Here is a 20,658-nt window from a genome sequence, read left to right as displayed (position 1 = left end):
ATGATTCACAGCATGCTAATTATAATCATTAAAAGACTTAGCAATGTTAAGGTGATGTAGCGTGAATTGCTTTACCGAAAAGTGGGTATTTATTATAAATTTCTTATAGATATTCATAATATTCTTGGCGAACGCGGCAGTGAAGTATGAAAAACAACCGTTTGTCGGCGACTAAATAGGGCTAAACGAAGCGATACTGTGTGCCACTCTCTCTCGCATGTTACGACTGACTGTTACCGCTTTTACCCCACTGCTCACATTACCGGTAACACCTTTTTTTAACATCCTTCAGCGTGATATCTGTCGCAAAACCGCCTGCGGAAAAACGCTTTGATAGTCCTATCGAAGCAACTATTTTTTGACAGGTGAAACCATGACGACCCCAACGCTCAATGAAGTGCTGTTAATTGCCCCCGTGATGGAAAACCTGCAGACCCGCCTTGAGGCGGCCTTTGTGGTGCACCGGCTGTATGAACAGACGGACCCGGTGGCGTTTCTCGCCGCCAAGGGAGCTGACTTTCACGCGATCGTTACCCGTGGCGATATCGGCGTCGCCACGCCGGTTCTCGAGCAATTACCTCAGTTGGGGCTGATTGCGGTGTTCGGCGTAGGCACCGACGCGATAGACCTGGAGTACACCCGTCAGCGTGGCATTGCCGTCACCATCACTTCCGGCGCATTGACCGATGACGTGGCAGATATGGCGCTGGGGCTGCTGCTGGCCACCGCTCGTCAGCTCTGTCACAACGACCGTTTTGTCCGTGAAGGCCGCTGGCTGCAAGAGGCACCTGGCCTGTCGGTGCAGGTCAGCGGTAAGCGTCTGGGGATTTTTGGCATGGGTAACATCGGCCGTGCCATTGCCCAGCGCGCCGCCGGCTTCAACATGCACATTCAATACGCCAGCCACCGCCAGGACGAAACACTGCCCTATGCCTATTACCCGGATCTGCTGGCACTGGCGCGGGAAAGCGATTTTTTTGTGATTGCTATTTCCGGCGGAAAGGACAGCGCCGGTTTGGTTGACAAGGCCGTGTTTGACGCGCTGCCGTCGCACGCACTGGTGATCAACATCGCCCGTGGCAGCATCGTCAACCAAACGGATCTGATTGCCGCGCTGCAAAACGGTGACATCGCCGGCGCCGGGCTGGACGTTTACGCCCAGGAGCCGCAGGTGCCTGCCGAACTGATCGCGATGGATAACGTGGTGCTGCAACCGCATATCGCCAGCGCCACCCAGGAAACCCGGCAAAAAATGAGCGATATCGTCTTCACCAACGTTGAAGCCTTTTTCAACCAGACGCCGCTGCCCCACGCCATTGAATAATTAACCCGCTTTAATTCGATTTTATTACCACCGAATAACAGAACCTCCCGTTCTGGAGGTTCTCCCTGCGTCCTGTAAAGAGAGATCGCCATGGATAATAAAATACCCAACACCCGCTGGCTGCGGGTCATTGCCCCGATCCTGATCGCCTGCATTATTTCCTTTATGGACCGGGTTAATATCAGTTTTGCCTTGCCCGGTGGTATGGAAAGTGATTTGGGCATTACCAGCCAGATGGCGGGTTTGGCCAGAGGCATCTTCTTTATCGGTTATCTGTTTTTGCAGGTTCCCGGCGGCCGCATTGCGGTTAACGGCAGCGGCAAACGCTTTATCGCCTGGTCACTCTGTGCCTGGGCGGTGGTTTCGGTGGCCACCGGCTTTGTCACCAACCACTACCAACTGCTGGTGTTACGTTTTGTATTAGGCATTTCCGAAGGCGGCATGTTGCCGGTGGTACTGACCATGATCAGCAATTGGTTCCCGGAAAAAGAACTGGGCCGTGCCAACGCCTTCGTCATGATGTTCGCCCCGCTGGGTGGCATGCTTACCGCCCCCATTTCGGGTGCCATCATTAACCAGCTCGACTGGCGCTGGCTGTTTATCCTCGAAGGTTTGCTGTCACTGGTGGTGTTGGCCGTTTGGTGGCTGTTGATCAGCGACCGTCCGCAGGAGGCGCGCTGGCTGCCGGCCCGTGAGCGCGAATATCTGATAACAGAACTGACGCGTGAACGCCAGGCCCGCAGCAGAAGCCAGCCGGTCAGCAACGCACCGTTGAAGGACGTGTTCCGCAATAAGGGGCTGATGAAACTGGTACTGCTGAACTTCTTCTACCAGACCGGTGACTATGGCTACACCCTGTGGCTGCCGACCATTTTGAAAAATCTGACCGGTGGCAATATGGCCTCGGTTGGCTTCCTGGCGATATTGCCGTTCGTCGCGACCCTGCTGGGGATTTACCTGATATCGGTGCTGACCGACAAAACCGGCAAGCGTCGGCTGTGGGTGATGGTCTCCCTGTTCTGCTTTGCCGCCGCGCTGTTGGCATCGGTGGTGTTGCGCCATAACGTGGTGGCGGCCTATATCGCCTTGGTGGTTTGTGGCTTCTTCCTGAAGGCGGCGACCAGCCCATTCTGGTCGATGCCAGGGCGTATCGCCTCGGCGGAAGTGGCCGGTGGCGCACGCGGCGTGATTAACGGCCTCGGCAATCTGGGCGGTTTCTGTGGCCCCTATCTGGTGGGCGTGATGATCTACCTGTACGGTCAGAACGTCGCGGTTTGCGCATTGGCGGTCTCGCTGATCATCGCCGGTATCATCGCCTGGCGCTTGCCGAAGGAATGCGACCTGACCGGCAGCGAACCGGCGCATGACGTGCTGCTGGATAAGGCCAAACGTGCCTGAATAACAACGAAAACCACGAGCGGGCTACGGCAAAATTTGCTATGTTAGCCCGCTGATTAAGGTCTGTTGTTACTCGCCGGATAGGTCTATGTTTACCCATAAAGCAATTGCCGAACTCAATGCGCTGGAGTTGATGGTTTATAACTACGTCATCAAAAACAACAACCCGGTGATGTATATGACCATCCGCGAACTGGCCGAGGCCGCCGGGGTGTCCACCACTACCGTGCTGCGTTTCTGCAAGAAAATGGGTTGCGAAGGTTATTCCGAATTCCGTATCCGCTTTAAACTGCATCTTGAGCAAACTGAGGCGCCGCCGGTAGACTTCGGTACCAGCGAAATCATCAACTTCTTTAAAAGCATCAATAATGACGAGTTTAATCAGCTGATTGACCAGGCGGTGCAGCATATTGCCGCCGCCGAACGCATTATTTTTGTCGGGGTAAGTACCTCAGGGGCATTGGGGAAATATGGTGCGCGTTTCTTTTCCAACGTGGGGAAATTCAGCACCCATATTGATGATCCTTATTATCCGATCAATAGCGACATGTATAAAAGCGCGGTAGCAATTATGCTTTCCGTCTCCGGTGAGACCGAAGAGATCCTGCGCCTCGCCAGCCAGTTCAGCCTGCACCACTGTAAGATCGTCAGCATCACCAACAACGAAACCTCGTCGCTGGCACGTATGGCGGACTTCAACCTCTCCTATCACGTTCCCCCGCAGTTAATTGCCGGGCAACATAATATCACCACCCAGATCCCGGTCATTTACATTATTGAAACTATTGGCAAGCGGCTGGGCCATATTAACGCCAGAAAATAAAACAGCATGTTTTTTTAATGTGACAAATTACCAAATCGGTATTTTGTTATATCGTGACATTCAATCCCAGCTTGCTAGTATATTCTCAGAACCTTTCATTAATAAGCGAATGAGAAACCAACGATGAAACAGCAACAGTTACCGAAAGATTTTCTGTGGGGTGGCGCGGTTGCCGCGCACCAGGTTGAAGGCGGTTGGGATCAGGGCGGCAAAGGCCCAAGCATTGCTGACGTGCTGTCAGGTGGCGCGCACGGCGTGGATCGCGTAATGACCGATGGCGTACTGGAAGGCTATCGCTACCCTAACCATGAAGCCGTTGATTTCTACGGCCGTTACAAACAGGATATCGCGCTGTTCGCCGAGATGGGCTTCAAATGCTTCCGTACCTCGATCGCCTGGACCCGCATCTTCCCTAAAGGTGATGAGCTGGAGCCAAATGAAGCCGGTCTGCAATTCTACGACGATCTGTTTGATGAACTGCTGAAATACAATATCCAGCCGGTGATCACCCTGTCGCACTTCGAAATGCCCTATCACCTGGTGAAAGAGTATGGCGGCTGGAAAAACCGTCAGGTGGTCGATTTCTTCGTGCGTTTCAGCGAAGTGGTGCTGCGCCGCTATCAGCATAAAGTTAAATACTGGATGACCTTTAACGAGATCAACAACCAGAGCAACTATCAATATCCGCTGTTCGGCTACTGCTGCTCCGGTGTGGTGTACAGCGAAGAACAGAACCCGGAACAGACGCTGTATCAGGTGCTGCATCATCAGTTCGTTGCCAGCGCCCAGGTGGTGAAACTGGGTCACCAGATTAACCCGGAGTTCAAAATCGGTTGCATGCTGGCCTGCGTGCCCTTCTACCCGTTCTCCTGTAAGCCGGATGACGTGATGTACAGCGTCGAAGCCATGCACCAGCGTTATCTCTACACCGACGTCCAGGTGCGCGGTTACTACCCGTCTTACCTGCTGCGCGACTGGCAACGCAAGGGCTTGCAGATTGAAATGCAGCCGCAGGATGAGCAAACCCTGCGTGAAGGCTGCGCGGATTACATCGGTTTCAGCTACTACATGAGTAACGCCCTGCAGGCCGATGCGGTGAGCAGCAGTGACCCGATGTTCGGCTTCCCCGGCAACGTGCCAAACCCACATGTTAAAGCCTCCGACTGGGGCTGGCAGATTGACCCGGTTGGGCTGCGTTATTCACTGAATGTGCTGTACGAGCGTTACCAGAAGCCGCTATTTATCGTTGAGAACGGCTTTGGCGCTTTCGATAAGGTCGAGGCTGACGGTCAAATCAGCGATGACTACCGTATCGACTACCTGAGTGCGCATATCGAACAGATGAAAAAAGCGGTGATCGAAGACGGCGTGGATCTGATCGGTTACACCCCATGGGGCTGCATCGATTGCGTTTCCTTCACTACCGGTGAATACGGCAAGCGCTACGGCTTTATCTACGTCGATAAACACGACGATGGCACCGGCACCCTTGAGCGCTCCCGCAAAAAGAGCTTCGACTGGTACCGCCGCGTGATCGCCAGCAACGGCGAACAGCTTTAATCCGCCAAACACCCCATTGGGAGCCACGTCACTGTGGCTCTTCTTTTTTTGATGCTCGTATACGATCAATAAAAACAATAGCGACACCCACCAACAAGGAAATAAAACCCATAGCAATGATCGAAATAAATCCGTCAAAACCATTCAGTGTGTCTATATATTTAGCTGTACACATAACAGTAAACATAGTCCAGGCGTAATTTACGCTATCTTTTGTTATATTTTTCATAATAGTCTCATTTAACAATGAAATTAACAGACTGGAATTACACCTCCGTGTTATTTAAATAACCAATAATAATTTTTATTTATGCCATTTGAATATCGACAGATGCCAACAGAATGTCAAACGAATAAATAAAACCCCGGTTGTCACTGGCAAGACTCGACTGCCTCCCTTTTTTACTCCGTCGCCAACACCAGACTCAAACCTCCCCCCTTATTACATAACCTAAGGTTATGCAAAACACCGCTAAATTTCACTTTATCGTAACACTCTGTCTTGCGAGACTCAGGTGAGGGAAAGCGATTTTCCCCTTCGTGCTGACATTAAATCAAAACAGATCAGCCCTCTGCACCCTGCCTACGCCATGAGGATTTCCGCATGAGCCAGATAGATGAACTCTACCAACGTAACTATGATCGGCATCCGCCGGTGCTGGTACCGGAATACAAAACCAGCGTGCTGCGCTCACCGAAAAATGCGCTGATCTCGCTGCAAAATTCACTGTCCGAAATCACCGGCCCGGTATTTGGCCAACATGAACTCGGCACACTGGATAACGACCTGATCCTTAACTACGCCAAACAAGGCTTGCCGATCGGCGAGCGGATTATCGTGCACGGCTACGTTCGCGATGAAAACGGCCTGCCGATGCGCAATGCGCTGGTCGAGGTGTGGCAAGCCAACGCCGGTGGGCGCTATCGCCATAAAAAAGACCAGTATCTGGCACCGATAGACCCCAACTTCGGCGGCTGCGGCCGGGTATTAACCGACGACAACGGCTATTACTTCTTCCGCACCATCAAACCCGGCCCTTATCCCTGGCGCAACCGGGTTAATGACTGGCGCCCCGCCCATATTCACTTTTCGCTGTCCGGCGACGCCTTCGCCCAGCGGCTGATCACCCAGATGTATTTCGAAGGCGATCCGCTGATTGCCAGTTGCCCCATCGTGCGCGCGATCAAAAATGACGATGCGGTACGCACGCTGATCGCCGGTCTGGACAAAACCGCCTCGGTGCAGCTGGACAGCCTGGCCTATCGTTTCGATCTGGTGTTACGCGGTCACCGCGCCACCTTGTTTGAAAACCGCCTGCAGGGGAAAGCATGATGCCGCAAAACTATCTTCTGGAAACGCCGTCGCAAACCGCCGGCCCTTATGTACACATTGGCCTCGCGCCCCTGGCCGCCGGCTTCGAGATCTTTGAGAATAACTTCGGCCAGGTGCTGACCCAGCCGGAAACTCAGGGCCAGCGTATTACCCTGGAAGGTCAGGTGTTCGACGGCAGCGGCTCCCCGATCCGCGACGTGCTGCTGGAAATCTGGCAGGCCAACAGCCACGGCCGCTATAACCACCCGGGCGACCAGCAACAGCACAAACCGCTGGATGATGCCTTTCGTGGCTGGGGCCGCAGCTGTTCGGATTTTGAAACCGGCCTCTACCGCTTTGAAACCATCAAGCCCGGCGCTGTCTGCGGCCGTGACGGCCGGATGATGGCACCGCACATTAACCTGTGGATCGTCGCACGCGGCATCAATATTGGTTTGCATACCCGGCTGTATTTTGCCGACGAAAATGCCGCTAACCAACAGGATCCGGTGTTGAACCTGATCGAGCTGGAAGTACGGCGTAAAACGCTGATTGCCCAGCCAGAACGCCGGGGTGATGAATTAGTGTATCGCTTTGACATTGTGGTCCAGGGCGAAAACGAAACGGTGTTCTTCGACCTGTAAACTCCGCCAGTATGCGGCCGCAAAAAATCTGTATGCCAATGCAAATATGCGGCCGCCATCACTTGTTACCTCCGGGGAAAACTCCCTACACTGAGGTATGAAAAAAGCCAATTTATTTATTCAACGCATGCGCTTACGCCACATCAACGGCTTTGTTGCCGTGGCGCAGGAACGGTCGCTAAGCCGCGCCGCCGATAAGCTGAGTCTGAGCCAACCGGCACTGTCCAAAACGCTGAGCGAGCTGGAAGCCTTGACCGGCAACCGCCTGCTGGTGCGTAACCGCCAGGGAACCCGGCTGACCGAACAAGGTGAGCAGTTTCTCGGTTATGCCACGCGAGTGCTGGAGGCACTGACCGCTGCCGGACACGCACTCGACAGGCTCGACGATGCCCCGGCGCAGGTATTACGTATCGGGGCACTGCCGACCACCGCGCTGGGCATGCTGCCGCAGTCCATCGGCCAGTATCAGCAGGCCCACCCTTATTCACGCATTCAGGTGGTTACCGGTAAAAATACCGAGTTGCTGGCACAGCTCAAGGCAGGAGAGATTGACGTCGCGATAGGCCGCATGGCCGATCCGGAAATGATGAGCGGGTTGGCTTTCGAACTGTTGCTGCTGGAGTCTCTGCTGATGGTGACGCGCCCAGGGCATCCGCTGTTAAGCGAAACCATCACTCTGGAGCACGCACTGCATTATCCGGCCATTATTTCGCCAAAGGGCACGGTGCCGCGCCATAATACCGAGAATCTGCTGTCGACCCAGGGTTTCAGCCTACCCGGCCAGTATATTGAAACGCTGTCGGCCTCGCTGGCACGCCAAATGACGCTGCAGTTTGATTATGTGTGGTTTGTGCCATCCAGCGCGGTAAAAACCGATATCGCCGCCGGGCAACTGATCCCGCTACCGCTGCCGACCCAGGGTATGGAGGAAGCGGTAGGTATTCTGACCCGCAACGACGGTGAGTTGACTGAGGCGGTGCTGGCGTTTATCGCCACGGTTCGGGGTATCGCGGGCGCGGCACGTTCCGCTTAGCCGGCTTCCCGGTCCTGCTCTGCAAAGACTTCTGCCGCCAGATGAAACGCTGAGTTGGCCGCTGGCAGACCGCAGTACAGCGCACTTTGCATCAGCACTTCTTTAATTTCCTCGCGAGTCACGCCATTGTTCACTGCCGCCTTCAAGTGCATACGCAGCTCGGCTTCGCGGTTAAGGGCGATCAACATCGCAATGGTGATCAGACTGCGGGTATGGCGTGCCAGCCCCGGTCGGGTCCAGATCTCCCCCCAGGCATAGCGGCTGATAAAGTCCTGGAACTCTTCGTTTAACGGAGTGAGTTGACTGAGGCTACGGTCCACATGGCTGTCCCCCAGTACCGCCCTGCGTACCTCAATCCCCCGCTGATAACGTTGTTCATCATTCATATTGTTTTGCTCCTGAAATGGCTGCCGTGGCCTGTTCCAGTACCCGCCGGGTAAAGGTTTGGGCACTACCGAGGTACTGCTGGGGATCCAACAGGTTGGAAAGCTGCTGGCCAGATAAATGTGCCATAACCAGCGGATCGTCCAGCAACACCCCAGACAGAGTGAGCTGCTGCGTCAGCGCCAGATGGCACTGTTTTTCGATATGCTGATGGGCCTGCTGGCGGCCAATAGCTTCGCCCAATGCCATGGTCACCGCCTCCGCCATGATCAAGCCGTGTGTTAACTTCAGGTTATATTCCATCTGTTGCGGAAACACCTGCAGCCCGTCAATCAGATCACCGGCCGTGTGCAAGGCCCCCGCCGTCAACATCACCAATTCTGGCAGGCTTTCCCACTCGGCGTGCCAACCGCCCAGACCGCGCTCGTGCTCCTGCACCATAGCGGCATACAGCCCGCCGACCAACGCGGGCACCCGATTGGCCGCCGCGAGGATCACCGCACAGGCCACCGGATTACGCTTGTGCGGCATGGTCGAAGAGCCACCGCGCCCAGCCGCGACCGGTTCAGCCACCTCTGCCACTTCGGTTTGCGTCAGCAAAGAGATATCGCGTGCCAGTTTGCCCAGCGTGCCGCTTAATCCGGCATACCAACCGGCAATCTCCAGCAGGCGATCGCGCTGACTGTGCCAGGGAGTATCTGCCGCCGTCAGTTGCAACCTGGCTGCCAGCGCGGTCACCAGTGCCTCTCCCTGTTCGCCCAGCGATGCCAGGGTACCGGCGGCACCGCCTAGCTGCAGTGCCAATACGCGCGGCCGCATTTCATCCAGCCGCTGCCGGTAGCGCAGCAAGGCATCCAGCGTACCGGCCAGCTTTAGCCCCAGCGTGGTGGGCAGTGCGTGCTGCATCCAGGTACGGCCGACCAACACAGAGTCCTGATTACGTGTAATTTGTTGTACCAGCGCCGCGATCAGCCAATCCAGGTCGTTCTGCGTCAAGGTGAGCGCCTGCCGCAGTTGCAGCATCAACCCGGTGTCGATGGCATCCTGACTGGTTGCGCCCCAGTGAACGTAGCGTGCAGCCTCGGCATCTTGCTGCGCCACTCGGCTGGTTAGCTGTTTCACCAGCGGGATCGCCAGATTACCAGCCTGCGCCGCAGCCTGAGCCAGGCTCAGCGCATCGAACAAATGGCTGTGGCAAACGGCAGCAATCTGTTGGCCGGCTTCGGCAGGAATGATGCCAAGCCCAGCCTGCGCCGTGGCCAGCGCCGCTTCGAAATCCAGCATCCCCTGCAGGGTAGCGGCATCGCTAAAGCACGGGCTCACCGCCGAAGACCGCAGCAGCGGTGTCAGTAACTCCATATATCCTCCGGGCAAAGGGCTAATTTCCCGATGATGGCGCGACGCAGTTGGCAGCGTCAAGAACGATAACCGCTGATTTGGGCGATTATCGAAACATTGGACGAATTTATTGGTTTTTGTGATACCGGCCGGGTTACATCATCTGAAAGGGTGAGCCGACATAGTTTTCCGCCAGCACCGTCATGGCGCTGCGCGACTTCACGGTGTATTGCAGCTCCGATAACTGCAACCGTTGCTGGAATGCGCTGTCGTCATGATGGGTATGCAGCATATTGGTCATCCACCAGGAGAAATGCTCCGCACGCCAGACACGTTGCAGCGCGTCATCACTGTAGCTGTCCAGCCGCCGCCAGCTTTTGTGACGGTAAAACGCCTCCAACGCCTGAGACAACAGACAGACATCCGCCATCGCCAGATTCAACCCCTTGGCCCCGGTTGGCGGCACAATATGCGCCGAGTCACCCGCCAGCAGCAGGCGTTTACAGCGCATGGGTTCGGTGACAAAACTGCGCATCCCAACCACGTTTTTCTGGAATATACGGCCCTTCTTCAGCGACCAACCGTCGTGATTTTCTACCCGGCTCTCCAGTTCATTCCAGATACGATCGTCCGACCATTGGTCGACGTTTTCCGTCGGGTCGCACTGGAAATACATGCGCTGAATGCCTGGAGAACGGGTGCTGATCAGCGCAAAACCCCGCGGGTGACGGGCATAGATCAGCTCATCGCTGGACGGCGGTGCCTCCACCAGAATACCGAACCAGCCAAAGGGATAGACCCGTGTATAGTCCTGGCGCAGCCCACCGGGCATCGCCGCCCGACTGATACCGTGGAAACCATCACAGCCAATGACAAAATCACAATCCAGTCGCTGCGATTCGCCGTCAAGACGGTAATGTACCTGCGGTCGTTCGCCGTCCAATTCCTTCAGTTCCACCTGTTCCACCTCGAAATAGAGCTGGCCCTTTACCGCCTGCCGCGCGGCAATCAGATCTTTCAGCACCTCGTGCTGGGCATAAACCGTGATCGCCCGGTCAGTCAGTTCGGTCAGATCGATCCGGTGCTGTTGGCCGCCGAACGCCAGCCGGATGCCATGGTGTTGTGCCCCTTCTTTGCGCATGCGTTCACCCAATCCGGTTTGATTGAGTAAATCGACCGTTCCCTGCTCAAGCACCCCGGCGCGAATAGTGGACTCCACCGCCTGCTGGCTGCGCGTTTCCAATACCACCGACTCAATGCCCTGCAGATGCAGCAGGTGCGACAGCATCAATCCGGCCGGGCCGGCACCAATAATCGCGATCTGTGTACGCATGGTTATCTCCTTATAGGGCTTTGTTGAGCGAACCGGACAGTGCCGTCGCCTTGGCAGAAAGGTGTTTGACTATCAGCGCCAGCGCGGCCACCAGCGCCGGGATCGCCAACAGGGTGAAAATGGTGCTGAACGACAGCTGCATTTGCATCAGCACCCCGCCGCTCATCGCGCCCAGGATGCCGCCGAAACGCCCAAGTCCCAGCATCCAGGCGACACCCGTCGCTCGTCCCTGGGTTGGATAGAACCCGGCGGCCAACGCCGGCATGGAAGACTGTGCACCGTTCATGCAGGTACCGGCGATAAACACCGTCACCGCCATCAGTATCGGGTCGGTGTAAACGTAGCCAATGGCGCAGACGAACAAGCCGGTTAACAGATAGCCCACCGCCACCACCTTGTGCGGATTCATCCGGTCCATCAGCCAACCGATGATCAGCACGCCAATACCGCCACCCAGAGGAAATAGCGCGGTAATCAACGACGCCTGGCGAATGGAAGCACCGGTTTCACGGATCAACAATGGCAACCAACTGGTCAACAGATAGAAGATCATCAGCCCCATGAAATAGGTCAGGCACAGCATCAGGGTACCCAGCAGATAACGCGGGGAGAAAATCACCCCCAGCGCCGATTTGGCTTTAACTTGGCCGGCCTCAGACAGGCTAAAGCGCAGCGGTTCGATTAACTTGAGCGGCGCAATACGTTTGAGCACCGCAGCAATACGCTGCGCCGGGTAACCCCGCACCACCATAAAACGGGCCGATTCCGGCAGTGCGACAATCAGCACTACCGCCAGCAGCAGCGGCATCACGCCCCCCAGCACCATGACGCTCTGCCAACCGAAGTGTGGGATCAGCCAGGCGGAAACGAAGCCGCCCATCGACGACCCAAGCGGAAAGCCACAGAACATCAGGTTCACCAGCAGTGCTCGCTTACGTTCCGGTGCATATTCCGACATCAAGGTGGCCGCATTCGGCATCGCCGCGCCCAGCCCCAGACCGGTTAAAAAACGCAGCAACGTCAGCATCGGCAGCGTGGTAGCAAAAGCCGTCAACAGGCTGAAACCACCAAACAGGAACAGCGACAGCACCAGCACCTTTTTGCGGCCAATGCGGTCCGCCAGCGGTCCGGCGGTGAGTGCCCCCACGGCTAACCCGACCAGGGCCGCACTCATCACCGGCCCCAGCGAGGTCTTCTCTATCCCCCAGTCTTGCACCAGCGAGGTGGCGATAAAACCGATAATAGCGGTGTCGAAACCGTCCAGCGCCACGGTGAGAAAGCACAGTATCAGGATCATCCACTGGTAACGGGAAAAGGGGTTCTCATTAATAAACGACTGAATTTCTAGGGTGTTTGGCTGAGACATAGAGCGCTTCCTGGGTTGGCCTGGTGAAATAAACCCGGCGAAAACAGCCAGGCGTTCCCCCTGGCAAAGCCGCTAGTTGTGCGATTATCGAAACTTGGTTCGTTAATCGCCTATTCATCAAAACACCACCCACAATAAGTTTCAATATTGTTAAATTAATTAGCGTGCGATAACCGAACGCGAAAAAGCCTGATTTACAACAAAGACTTTATTATCAGCCTGATGGTTTATTTTCTTCCTTTCGGCAAGGTGGGCATTCTGTGAGCCATTTAACATTGATGAAACTATTTCGGCGCTTATTTAACAGGGAAAAAATGCCGGTTCCCCTTACCACGCCCCGACGCCCCGGCGCTGCCTTATTCCAGGCGGCAATTTTGATTGATTAACCCGGAAATCGGGTTCGATTGAACAACTTGAAAGCGCATGCGACTGGACTAAGCTGAAACGGAAGAAAGCGAATAACAAAATAATAAAAATAGATTACTGACTGGGCAGGTAACCATGAGCAAAAGAGTGAATGGCGTTGTTTGCTGTCTGTTATTTCTGATTTCATCCCTGTGCTTTGGCGCTGAGCCACGCCAACTCGCCACCGATCAGGAAAAGGCCCGCACGCTTTATATATTTCATCAGCCCATTGTCATGCTGCAGGCAAAGTTCGGCTTTACCACCCCAGAAGAACGTGTTCTGCGGATCCGTAATACCCTGCGCGCTCTCACCGAAGAAGACATACGCCAGCCGGTACAGGTACATGTAATAAAACGCTATAACCAGCAGGGGCGGCTGTTTACCATTAATGGCAAGCCCTTTATGTTATTAACCCAGGGAGACCTGGATGATGGCGATGACCTGACGCTGGATCAGGCCTCCCTCAAAGTGCTGGCGAGAATCAATGCCCAGCGCACGGCGCTGATAGAACAGTATTCTTCTGCTTATTTGGTCATCGCGGTAGCGAAGAGCGCAGCCGGAACCCTGGCACTGGCGGTGGTATTTTACGCCGCGTTCAAATCCTGGCAGCGGGTTAAAAAGTTTTATGCTGCCAGAATAGCGCTCAAGCGGGGGTGGATCCCACAAAGCTGGCGCGTGCTGCTCGGGGCTTTTGAATCCCGCCTGTACGCCCTGCTAATGATCTTGCTGAGTATTAGCGCCTTTTATATCTGGCTGAGCTGGCTCTTCCGGTTATTCCCGTGGACACGTGTTTGGGGCGAGTCTCTGGGTGACTGGTCTATCAGCGTTATACAGAAAGTCACCCTATCCATTGTTTCCGCCTTCCCTGGGCTGGTGATTGTCGCCATTATCTTTTTGCTGACGGGTTTTATTCTCAAACTGCTCAAGGTGCTGTTAAAACGCGTCGAGAGCGGAAGACTGGTCGTACCGGGATTACATCCCGAAACGGTTGGCGCCACACGTAAACTGATTTCGGTGATGGTCTGGTTATTCGCCTTGTCGGCCGCCTATCCTTTCTTACCGGGTGCCGACTCTTTGGCCTTTAAAGGCGTCAGTGTTTTCTTTGGTTTGATGTTAACGCTCGGCTCCGCGGGATTAATGAATCATGCCATGAGTGGATTGGTACTGACTTATTCGCGCGCATTACGTAAAGGCGACTTTATCAGGATAGGTGACAACGAAGGGCTGGTCAGCGAAGTCGGAATGCTGGCCACCAAAATCCTCACCCGCGAGAACTATGTTGTCACCGTCCCCAATGCGGTAGTGGTCAGTGGGAAAATTACCAATCTCAGCGCACTGAACCCCGGCGAGGGTGTGAATCTCACCACCAGCGTGACGATTGGCTACGACACCCCATGGCGGCAGGTTCACGCAATGCTGGAACTGGCGGCCAAAAGAACCCAGGGCATCGACAGCCAGGTCCCCCCGCTGGTTCGCCAGCTCAATTTAATGGACTGGTACATCGCCTATGAACTGCAGGTCAAGCTCGCTGCAGGCGAATCACTGGCAACCGTCAAAAGCGAATTACATAGCCATATTCAGGACGTGTTCAATGAATTTAACGTCCAGATCATGTCGCCGAACTTCGTACTTCAGCCCGAAAATGCCGTGATGGTCACCCAGGAAAATTGGTATACCGCCCCGGCGGTGCGACCGGGTCAACAGCCATGACAAAATTGGGTGTCCTGCTGGCGCTGGTTCCCGGGTTAGCCTTTCCCGCTGCCGTTCAGGCGGCAGGACTGATTGACGCGGAAGACGGCATGCTGGATATGGGCGAGTACATGAGCGATAGCCGCTACGGTTTTCTGCCGGTGCCGGTGGTGATCACCGAACCGGCCGTGGGGTATGGCGGTGGCCTGTTTGGGCTTTTTCTGCATGACACCGGTCAGCCCAATGAAATGCCTCGCTCAGGCAGGCGCAGCGCGCCACCCGCAATCAGCGCCTTTGGCGGCGGGGCTACGCAAAATGGCACCTGGTTTGTCGGTGGCGGGCATCGACACACCTGGAATAACGATGCCATTCGCTATCTTGTGGCCGTAGGCTACGCGGATATCAATCTGGATATTTACACTGGCGACATTGCCGGTTTCGGCGGCGGTCATGGGGTCAGTACCCAAACGAAAGGCTATGGCGGAACACAGAAACTGTTGTTCCGTCTTGCCGAAACGCCCTTCTTTGTCGGCGGTTCGCAGTTTTACGCCAATACCCAAATCTCTGCTGATAAACCTTTTATCAGCCAGGCACTACAACAGGTGCTGGGGGGTTCCAGTACCAGCTCCGGACTGGGCCTGGTGATGGAATATGACACCACGGACAACCTTTTCTACCCGCGCCATGGGCTATCGGCCTCCGCTGAATATCAGTTTTACACCGGCTTCTTGGGCGGCGATTACCGCTATGACACGCTGACCCTGGACGGAAAATACTTCCATCCGCTTGGCCGAAACTTCACCCTGGCGCTCGCCGGTAACTACCAGTCACTGTCGGATCACCAAAGCCATTTACCCCCGATGGCGCGTCCCTATATCAAACTCCGTGGCATCCCGAGCTATCGCTATCAGGGGGATTACGTCGCGGTGGGACAAACCCAATTAGAGTGGCAGGTGACACCGCGTTGGGTAGTGCAAGGGTTTGTCGGGGCCGGCAGCGCCAGTCGTGATAGCCAAACGTTGTTCGATAAGACTGAAGTGGCCTGGGGCGGCGGATTCCGCTACCTGATAGCGCGAAAATTTGGATTGCATACCGGGATCGATGTCGCCTTCAGCAACAGCGATCAGGCGCTCTATTTCAATGTCGGCTCTGGGCTTTAAGCCGGTTGAAACCGGTCTTCTCGTTGAGGATCCAATAATGACAAATCACAGACATGGCCAAACCCGCATCAAAAACATCTCACTCCGATACGCGAAACGAGTGGTTTTTCCTTTGTTGTTTTTATCGGGTACCGCATGGGGTGCAGCAGCCCCCGTCCCGGCCCAAAGTGACAGTACTTTTCCTATTTGGGGAGATGAAGCCCGCGCCCGCGGCTATAACATCCCGCTGCCGTTTGGCGTCAATCTCAGCTATATGAATATGCGCCAGAATATTGATGTCGATAGCATTACCTTTTCCGGCCTGAAACTGGGTAATCACCCGATTCCCAGCGATCTGTTCAATATTGATGTCGGGCACACTCGCGAACGTAGCCAAAGCGAGAACCTGCGCTTGGATATGTGGGTTTTCCCCTTTTTGAATATTTATGGCCTGGTCGGGCACACCAAGGGGTCTTCGATATCTCAGGTTTCTGTCGACGCCGACCCATCACAGTTCACCGGCCTCGACCGTATTATCGCCTCGGCGGTTCATCGCCTTAACCAAAATGGCGATCTCAGAGACATCGATTTTGCCCTCGATTTTAAAGGTACCACCTGGGGCACCGGGTTCACCCTGGCGGGCGGTTATGAGAAGTGGTTTGCGCTGGTGGATACCAACTATACCCGCACGGACTTTGACATTCTCGATGGCAAAATTTCGGCCATCACAGTTTCGCCGCGCGTGGGTTATCGCTTTGATATGCCGGCAATCTCTGGCCCTTCGCACCTGAGCCTTTGGATAGGCAGCATGTATCAGGATGTAGATCAGGAGTTTAAAGGCAACCTCTCGGATTTGCATATGCCGGCAGAACTTCAACCACTTATTGACGCAGTGAATAAAGACAACGCCGGCCGCTTTGATGTCAAACAGCATCTCACATCGCCGTGGAATACGCTGGTTGGGGCGCAGTACGAACTCACGCAGAACTTCAACCTATTGGCCGAAGTCGGCTTCAATGAGCGAAACAGTTTCTTCCTGGCGGGTGAATATCGATTCTAATGAAGCGACCTGTGCTGTGGTTAGGTGGACTCTGTAGCCTGTTGACCTTATCCGTTAATGCGGAGTTGCTGACGCGCGAGTCCATCGATCAGTTTCTCGGTGCCATGGGGGCAGACGATCAATACCACGCCGCTAAAGGGGTGAACTGGACGGTGCTGCCAGGGCCCTTTTATACGCCGGAGTTAAAGCTGGGGTTGGGAACCGCGGTGGCAGGACTTTATCGCGTCGATCCCAACGATAAAGTGACGCAAAACTCCTCCCTCTCATTTACCGGTTTTATCAGTACCAGCGGCGCACTGGGGCTTGGGCTAAATAACTACACTTTTTTTAGTGACGACCAGTGGCGGCTGTTTGTTGAAGGCTCGGTGGCAAAGATCCCAACGGAATTCTGGGGCGTGGGCTACGATGCCGCACAGGGATCGGGCCAGAAATATACCCAGGATTCTTTTAGCGTTCATCCGCAGGTTTTTTATCGACTGGTGGATCATCTTTATGCCGGTGTTGGCTGGGACTTTTCAACCCTGGATGCCAAAGTTGATGATCCGCAGCCTGGCGATACCTTCTCTCACTATACCGATTCAACGTCACCGCTGAGTTCCGGCGCGACTTTCGCCCTTAATTACGACTCCCGCGACGCCATCACGCAGCCGAAAAACGGGCAGTATGCCAGCGTCCAATACAGCGTATTTGATCCGTCTCTGGGCTCGGATACGCATTTCACCGCCCTGCAGCTGCAATACAATTACTATTTTCCGCTTAACCAGAATGACGTATTGGCATTCGATGCCTGGGGACGTTTTACTCGCGGAGAGGTGCCCTGGGACCGGCTTTCACAAGCTGGGGATGATCGGCGGTTACGCGGCTACTATCAGGGACGCTATCGGGATAAAGATGTGGTGAGCACCCAGATTGAATACCGCAAGAAGCTCAACTGGCGGCACGGTTATGTGCTCTGGCTAGGCGCAGGTTCACTGGGTGCCAGCCCGGATAAAATGGGACAACACCCTATTCTTCCTACCCTGGGTGCAGGGTATCGTTTTGAAATTAAACCAGATATGAATCTACGTCTCGATCTCGGCGTTGGCCGGGACAGCGCAGGGTTTTATTTTCAGGTCGCGGAGGCCTTTTAATGCGTGGTTATTTTCTCGCAATGCTGCTGGCTACTACCTGTTTTGCCCATGCGCAACCGGATAAGGCCGACATTTTACCTTTTGAGCAGGCAACTCGCGTTTGGCCCGTCGCACAGAACCTTTCGCCACCGGAATCGCTGCGCCCTTGCTGTGCATTTGGCTACAACCTTCAGGTGCGCGCGGCGGGCATTCCCATTCCGGTTTACCAGATTGGTAACGTGCTCTCACTCAGCACCCTGGGTCACCATCATTACAATGACAGTGCGCTGGGCGCAGCGAAAAATATCCTTGGTCTGAGCGAGGAAGCCAACGGTCTGATCTATACACGGCGCGGTGGCTTTATTGATATCGCCCACGTTCGTGATACTGCCGATAACACCTTTTATCTCTTCACCCGGCTGTATCCACGGCTGGGTCGGGAATGGCGGCTGTTTTACAGTGAAGAATTAGGGCTCAGACGGGTTCAGTTTTACCCGTTTACCCCGCCGGCATCGAAGGTAGATCGCTATAATCTGGCGGCGTGGCTGGCCGGGCATCTGGCGTTTCAACTGGCACAGTGGCATGAAATCGCCCAGTGGTATGGCTTCCAGTCTGTCCCCGGGTTTTCTGAGGAAATCTCTGCTTTTTCACCGGAAGATCTCTATGCCAATCTGCTGGGGGCCAGGCTGGCCATCAATGTGATTTTGCAGGGGCATGCCGGTTCGGTAGAGAACTACAATCTGGCGATGGATAAAGCGCTCTCTCAGGCTTTAATTGACCTTGAGGCGGTGAATCAGACCGAAACCGAACGTCAGTTCCGCGAGGTCGACGGCGACTGGTGGAATAGCCAACGTCGGGTACCGGATAAATTTTTAGTGCTTAAACGCAATTACCATCTTGGCGAAGACCGCTTGCCCACCGCGGTACCTTTCGAGCAAGCCCTGCCGTACCGCCTGGCTATGCCGGAGAAAATAGCAGGAATAACACTAAGCCGCCTTGGCGAACTGCAAATCCACAAGGGAAAGGATATGCGTGGCCTGCCTACGCCCAACACATTCTATCGCCCTGCACAGTTTGCCGCACTGGCAGAGCAGGCACGTCAAGCCGATCAGGTTCAATTGCAACGGCTCAACCGCTGAGGTCAAAGACTTTTGGCGGTGACCTGGCTGGCCAACTGCGCCTGACGGTTAAAGCCTCTGGCACCCTTGATAAAAATGGCGCAGGCGGTGATCAGCGACGGAATGGCGATAAGGGTAAAAATACGATCGAAACCCCAACCCAATGCCAGCATTTCCGCCCCGGCAAAGGCGCTCAGAATGGCGCCGATACGGCCAACGCCGTGCATCCAACTGGAGCCGGTGGCCCGCGCCTCGGTCGGGTAATAATGAGCCGACAGCGCGTTCATGCCGGTATTAGCGCCGTTCAGGCAAAAGCCGCAGGCTAACGCCAACACACCGAGCATCAAACTGCTGTGGGACGCCAGGCCGATCGACAACGTAAACGCGGCACCCAACAGGTAAATCACGCCCAGCGCCCGGTGGGGATTGACCCTATCCATCAACCAACCGGCAAACAGCGAGCCGAAGGTGCCACCAGCCTGATACAACGCGGTGATCACCGCCGCCTGCGCCACGCTCATGCCAATGCCTTTCACCAGCGTCGGTAACCAACTGCCCAGCAGATAGACCAGAAACAGCGCCATAAAATAGCCCAGCCACAACATCAGGCTGCCAAATCGGTACTGCCGGGAGATCACAATCTGCATCGATCCTTTGCCGGGTGCCACCCGCGGCGGCAGCCGGTAGTGGGTGTTGGCGTCGGTACTGCCCGGTGCCAGCTTTTCCACTATTTTGCCAATGCGTTGTTTGCTGGCACGTTTGGTGACCAAAAATCGCACCGACTCCGGCAGTTTGGCGATCAACAGCGGTACGCTCAACAGTGGCAATATGCCCCCCAGCAACAACAGCGCATGCCAGCCCATCTGCGGGATGATCCACGAGGCCGCGAACCCACCCAACACGGCACCAAAGGTAAAGCCGCAAAACACCACGGTGATAATAAAGGAACGTTTCTTTTCCGGCGCATATTCAGAGATCAGCGTGCCGACGTTCGGCATCGCTGCCCCCAGCCCCAGCCCGGTCATAAAACGGAAGAAAATCATTTGATCAATATTGTGCGAAAACACGGTGACCAGCGTCCAGATGCCAAAAAAGAACACGCTGTTAATGATGATGACTTTACGGCCCAGCCAGTCCGCCAGCGGCCCGGACAGCAATGCACCGAGGGTCAGGCCGACCAGCGCGGCGCTGATCACCATGCCAAGCTGCTGATTACTGACGCCCCATTCGCTTTTCAGCTCCGGCGCGATAAACCCCATCAGGGTAATGTCGAAGCCATCGAGCGCAACCACGATAAAACCCAGCAAAATAATTAACTTTTGGTAACCACACAGCGGACGATCGTTGATCAGCGCACGAACATCAATTTCGTTTGAAGCCACAATTTTTCCTTGGACAGACGCCAATAAATGCAGGTGTTCGATAATCGAACTGACATTAAATATCCCGCTTCTAATGTATGAACTCCGGTGCAGGTCGGCAACGGGGATTATCGATAATCTGACGGTTATCGAACCTGGCGGTACGTTTATCAACAATTAAAGATTCTTCCGTATCAAAGAAACTCAAGACAATATGCTAACAAGCAAGCTAGCAACGCCTTTATTTCCCGGCCGGCAGCCC

At 54.9% G+C, this 20,658-nt stretch carries 18 protein-coding genes; 12 read left to right on the top strand and 6 right to left on the bottom strand.

All coding sequences use genetic code 11. The annotated features are described in order from the left end of the window. Positions 1 to 373: 373 nt before the first annotated feature. From OC597_RS04385 to OC597_RS04370, 4 genes are all read left to right on the top strand, one after another. A complete protein-coding gene (locus tag OC597_RS04385; RefSeq protein ID WP_262207700.1) occupies positions 374 to 1,324 on the top strand; it encodes a 2-hydroxyacid dehydrogenase in 951 nt (316 codons plus the stop codon). Between the two features lie 90 nt (positions 1,325 to 1,414). After that, positions 1,415 to 2,722 carry an MFS transporter gene (locus OC597_RS04380; protein ID WP_262207698.1) on the top strand — a complete coding sequence of 436 codons (1,308 nt, stop codon included), beginning with the start codon at positions 1,415 to 1,417 and terminating at the stop codon, positions 2,720 to 2,722. Positions 2,723 to 2,810: 88 nt separating this feature from the next. Then, positions 2,811 to 3,545, top strand: coding sequence for a MurR/RpiR family transcriptional regulator (locus OC597_RS04375; protein WP_262207696.1), 735 nt, complete (start codon positions 2,811 to 2,813; stop codon positions 3,543 to 3,545). 123 nt (positions 3,546 to 3,668) lie between these two features. Continuing rightward, positions 3,669 to 5,105: a 6-phospho-beta-glucosidase gene (locus OC597_RS04370; protein WP_262207694.1), complete on the top strand. Its 1,437-nt coding sequence runs from the start codon at positions 3,669 to 3,671 to the stop codon at positions 5,103 to 5,105. Positions 5,106 to 5,133: 28 nt separating this feature from the next. Here the strand turns inward: OC597_RS04370 and OC597_RS04365 are convergent, their stop codons facing one another. Continuing rightward, the gene (locus OC597_RS04365; protein ID WP_261254095.1) at positions 5,134 to 5,334 is read right to left on the bottom strand and encodes a hypothetical protein; all 201 of its coding nucleotides are present in this window, start codon (positions 5,332 to 5,334) and stop codon (positions 5,134 to 5,136) included. Positions 5,335 to 5,709: 375 nt separating this feature from the next. On the opposite strand from OC597_RS04365, the gene pcaH reads away from it, so the two are divergent. From pcaH to OC597_RS04350, 3 genes are all read left to right on the top strand, one after another. Beyond that, a complete protein-coding gene (gene pcaH, locus OC597_RS04360; protein WP_261284657.1) occupies positions 5,710 to 6,438 on the top strand; it encodes a protocatechuate 3,4-dioxygenase subunit beta in 729 nt (242 codons plus the stop codon). Beyond that, positions 6,438 to 7,061, top strand: coding sequence for a protocatechuate 3,4-dioxygenase subunit alpha (pcaG, locus tag OC597_RS04355; RefSeq protein WP_261285166.1), 624 nt, complete (start codon positions 6,438 to 6,440; stop codon positions 7,059 to 7,061). The genes pcaH and pcaG overlap by 1 nt, the downstream gene beginning before the upstream one ends. A 97-nt stretch (positions 7,062 to 7,158) precedes the next feature. After that, a complete protein-coding gene (locus OC597_RS04350) occupies positions 7,159 to 8,094 on the top strand; it encodes a LysR substrate-binding domain-containing protein (RefSeq protein ID WP_262207692.1) in 936 nt (311 codons plus the stop codon). Here the strand turns inward: OC597_RS04350 and pcaC are convergent. The 4 genes from pcaC to OC597_RS04330 all read right to left on the bottom strand — a co-directional run bounded on the left by pcaC (position 8,091) and on the right by OC597_RS04330 (position 12,515). After that, positions 8,091 to 8,480, bottom strand: a complete 390-nt coding sequence (gene pcaC / locus OC597_RS04345) for a 4-carboxymuconolactone decarboxylase (RefSeq protein ID WP_262207690.1) — start codon at positions 8,478 to 8,480, stop codon at positions 8,091 to 8,093. The two genes, OC597_RS04350 and pcaC, sit on opposite strands and share 4 nt — an antisense overlap. Next, on the bottom strand, positions 8,473 to 9,837 hold the full coding sequence (locus OC597_RS04340; protein ID WP_262207688.1) for a 3-carboxy-cis,cis-muconate cycloisomerase: 1,365 nt from the start codon (positions 9,835 to 9,837) through the stop codon (positions 8,473 to 8,475). The genes pcaC and OC597_RS04340 overlap by 8 nt, the downstream gene beginning before the upstream one ends. Positions 9,838 to 9,970: 133 nt before the next feature. Continuing rightward, complete coding sequence (locus OC597_RS04335) at positions 9,971 to 11,149, bottom strand: 4-hydroxybenzoate 3-monooxygenase (protein ID WP_261284662.1); 1,179 nt, start codon at positions 11,147 to 11,149, stop codon at positions 9,971 to 9,973. A 10-nt stretch (positions 11,150 to 11,159) separates the two neighbouring features. After that, complete coding sequence (locus OC597_RS04330; protein ID WP_261284663.1) at positions 11,160 to 12,515, bottom strand: MFS transporter; 1,356 nt, start codon at positions 12,513 to 12,515, stop codon at positions 11,160 to 11,162. Between the two features lie 501 nt (positions 12,516 to 13,016). On the opposite strand from OC597_RS04330, the gene OC597_RS04325 reads away from it, so the two are divergent. The 5 genes from OC597_RS04325 to OC597_RS04305 are packed head-to-tail and all read left to right on the top strand — an operon-like array spanning position 13,017 to position 19,056. Next, positions 13,017 to 14,630, top strand: a complete 1,614-nt coding sequence (locus OC597_RS04325) for a mechanosensitive ion channel family protein (RefSeq protein WP_262207686.1) — start codon at positions 13,017 to 13,019, stop codon at positions 14,628 to 14,630. Next, complete coding sequence (locus OC597_RS04320; RefSeq protein ID WP_262207684.1) at positions 14,627 to 15,769, top strand: BamA/TamA family outer membrane protein; 1,143 nt, start codon at positions 14,627 to 14,629, stop codon at positions 15,767 to 15,769. The genes OC597_RS04325 and OC597_RS04320 overlap by 4 nt, the downstream gene beginning before the upstream one ends. A 37-nt stretch (positions 15,770 to 15,806) precedes the next feature. Then, entirely contained in the window at positions 15,807 to 16,808 is a 1,002-nt protein-coding gene (locus OC597_RS04315; RefSeq protein WP_262207682.1) for a hypothetical protein, read from the top strand. Continuing rightward, positions 16,808 to 17,938 carry a BamA/TamA family outer membrane protein gene (locus tag OC597_RS04310; protein ID WP_261254062.1) on the top strand — a complete coding sequence of 377 codons (1,131 nt, stop codon included), beginning with the start codon at positions 16,808 to 16,810 and terminating at the stop codon, positions 17,936 to 17,938. Before OC597_RS04315 ends, OC597_RS04310 begins: the two co-directional genes overlap by 1 nt. Next, positions 17,938 to 19,056, top strand: a complete 1,119-nt coding sequence (locus tag OC597_RS04305; RefSeq protein ID WP_262207679.1) for a DUF4056 domain-containing protein — start codon at positions 17,938 to 17,940, stop codon at positions 19,054 to 19,056. Before OC597_RS04310 ends, OC597_RS04305 begins: the two co-directional genes overlap by 1 nt. Before the next feature lie 2 nt (positions 19,057 to 19,058). On the opposite strand, the gene OC597_RS04300 is transcribed toward OC597_RS04305, so the two are convergent. After that, positions 19,059 to 20,420 carry an MFS transporter gene (locus tag OC597_RS04300; protein WP_410071703.1) on the bottom strand — a complete coding sequence of 454 codons (1,362 nt, stop codon included), beginning with the start codon at positions 20,418 to 20,420 and terminating at the stop codon, positions 19,059 to 19,061. Positions 20,421 to 20,658 lie beyond the last annotated feature (238 nt).

The sequence above is a fragment of the Serratia proteamaculans genome, from assembly GCF_946227095.1.
Classification (GTDB): domain Bacteria; phylum Pseudomonadota; class Gammaproteobacteria; order Enterobacterales; family Enterobacteriaceae; genus Serratia; species Serratia proteamaculans_E.
The sequence above is the reverse complement of the archived record's forward strand: the minus strand, read 5'-3'. Positions and strand labels throughout refer to the sequence as shown.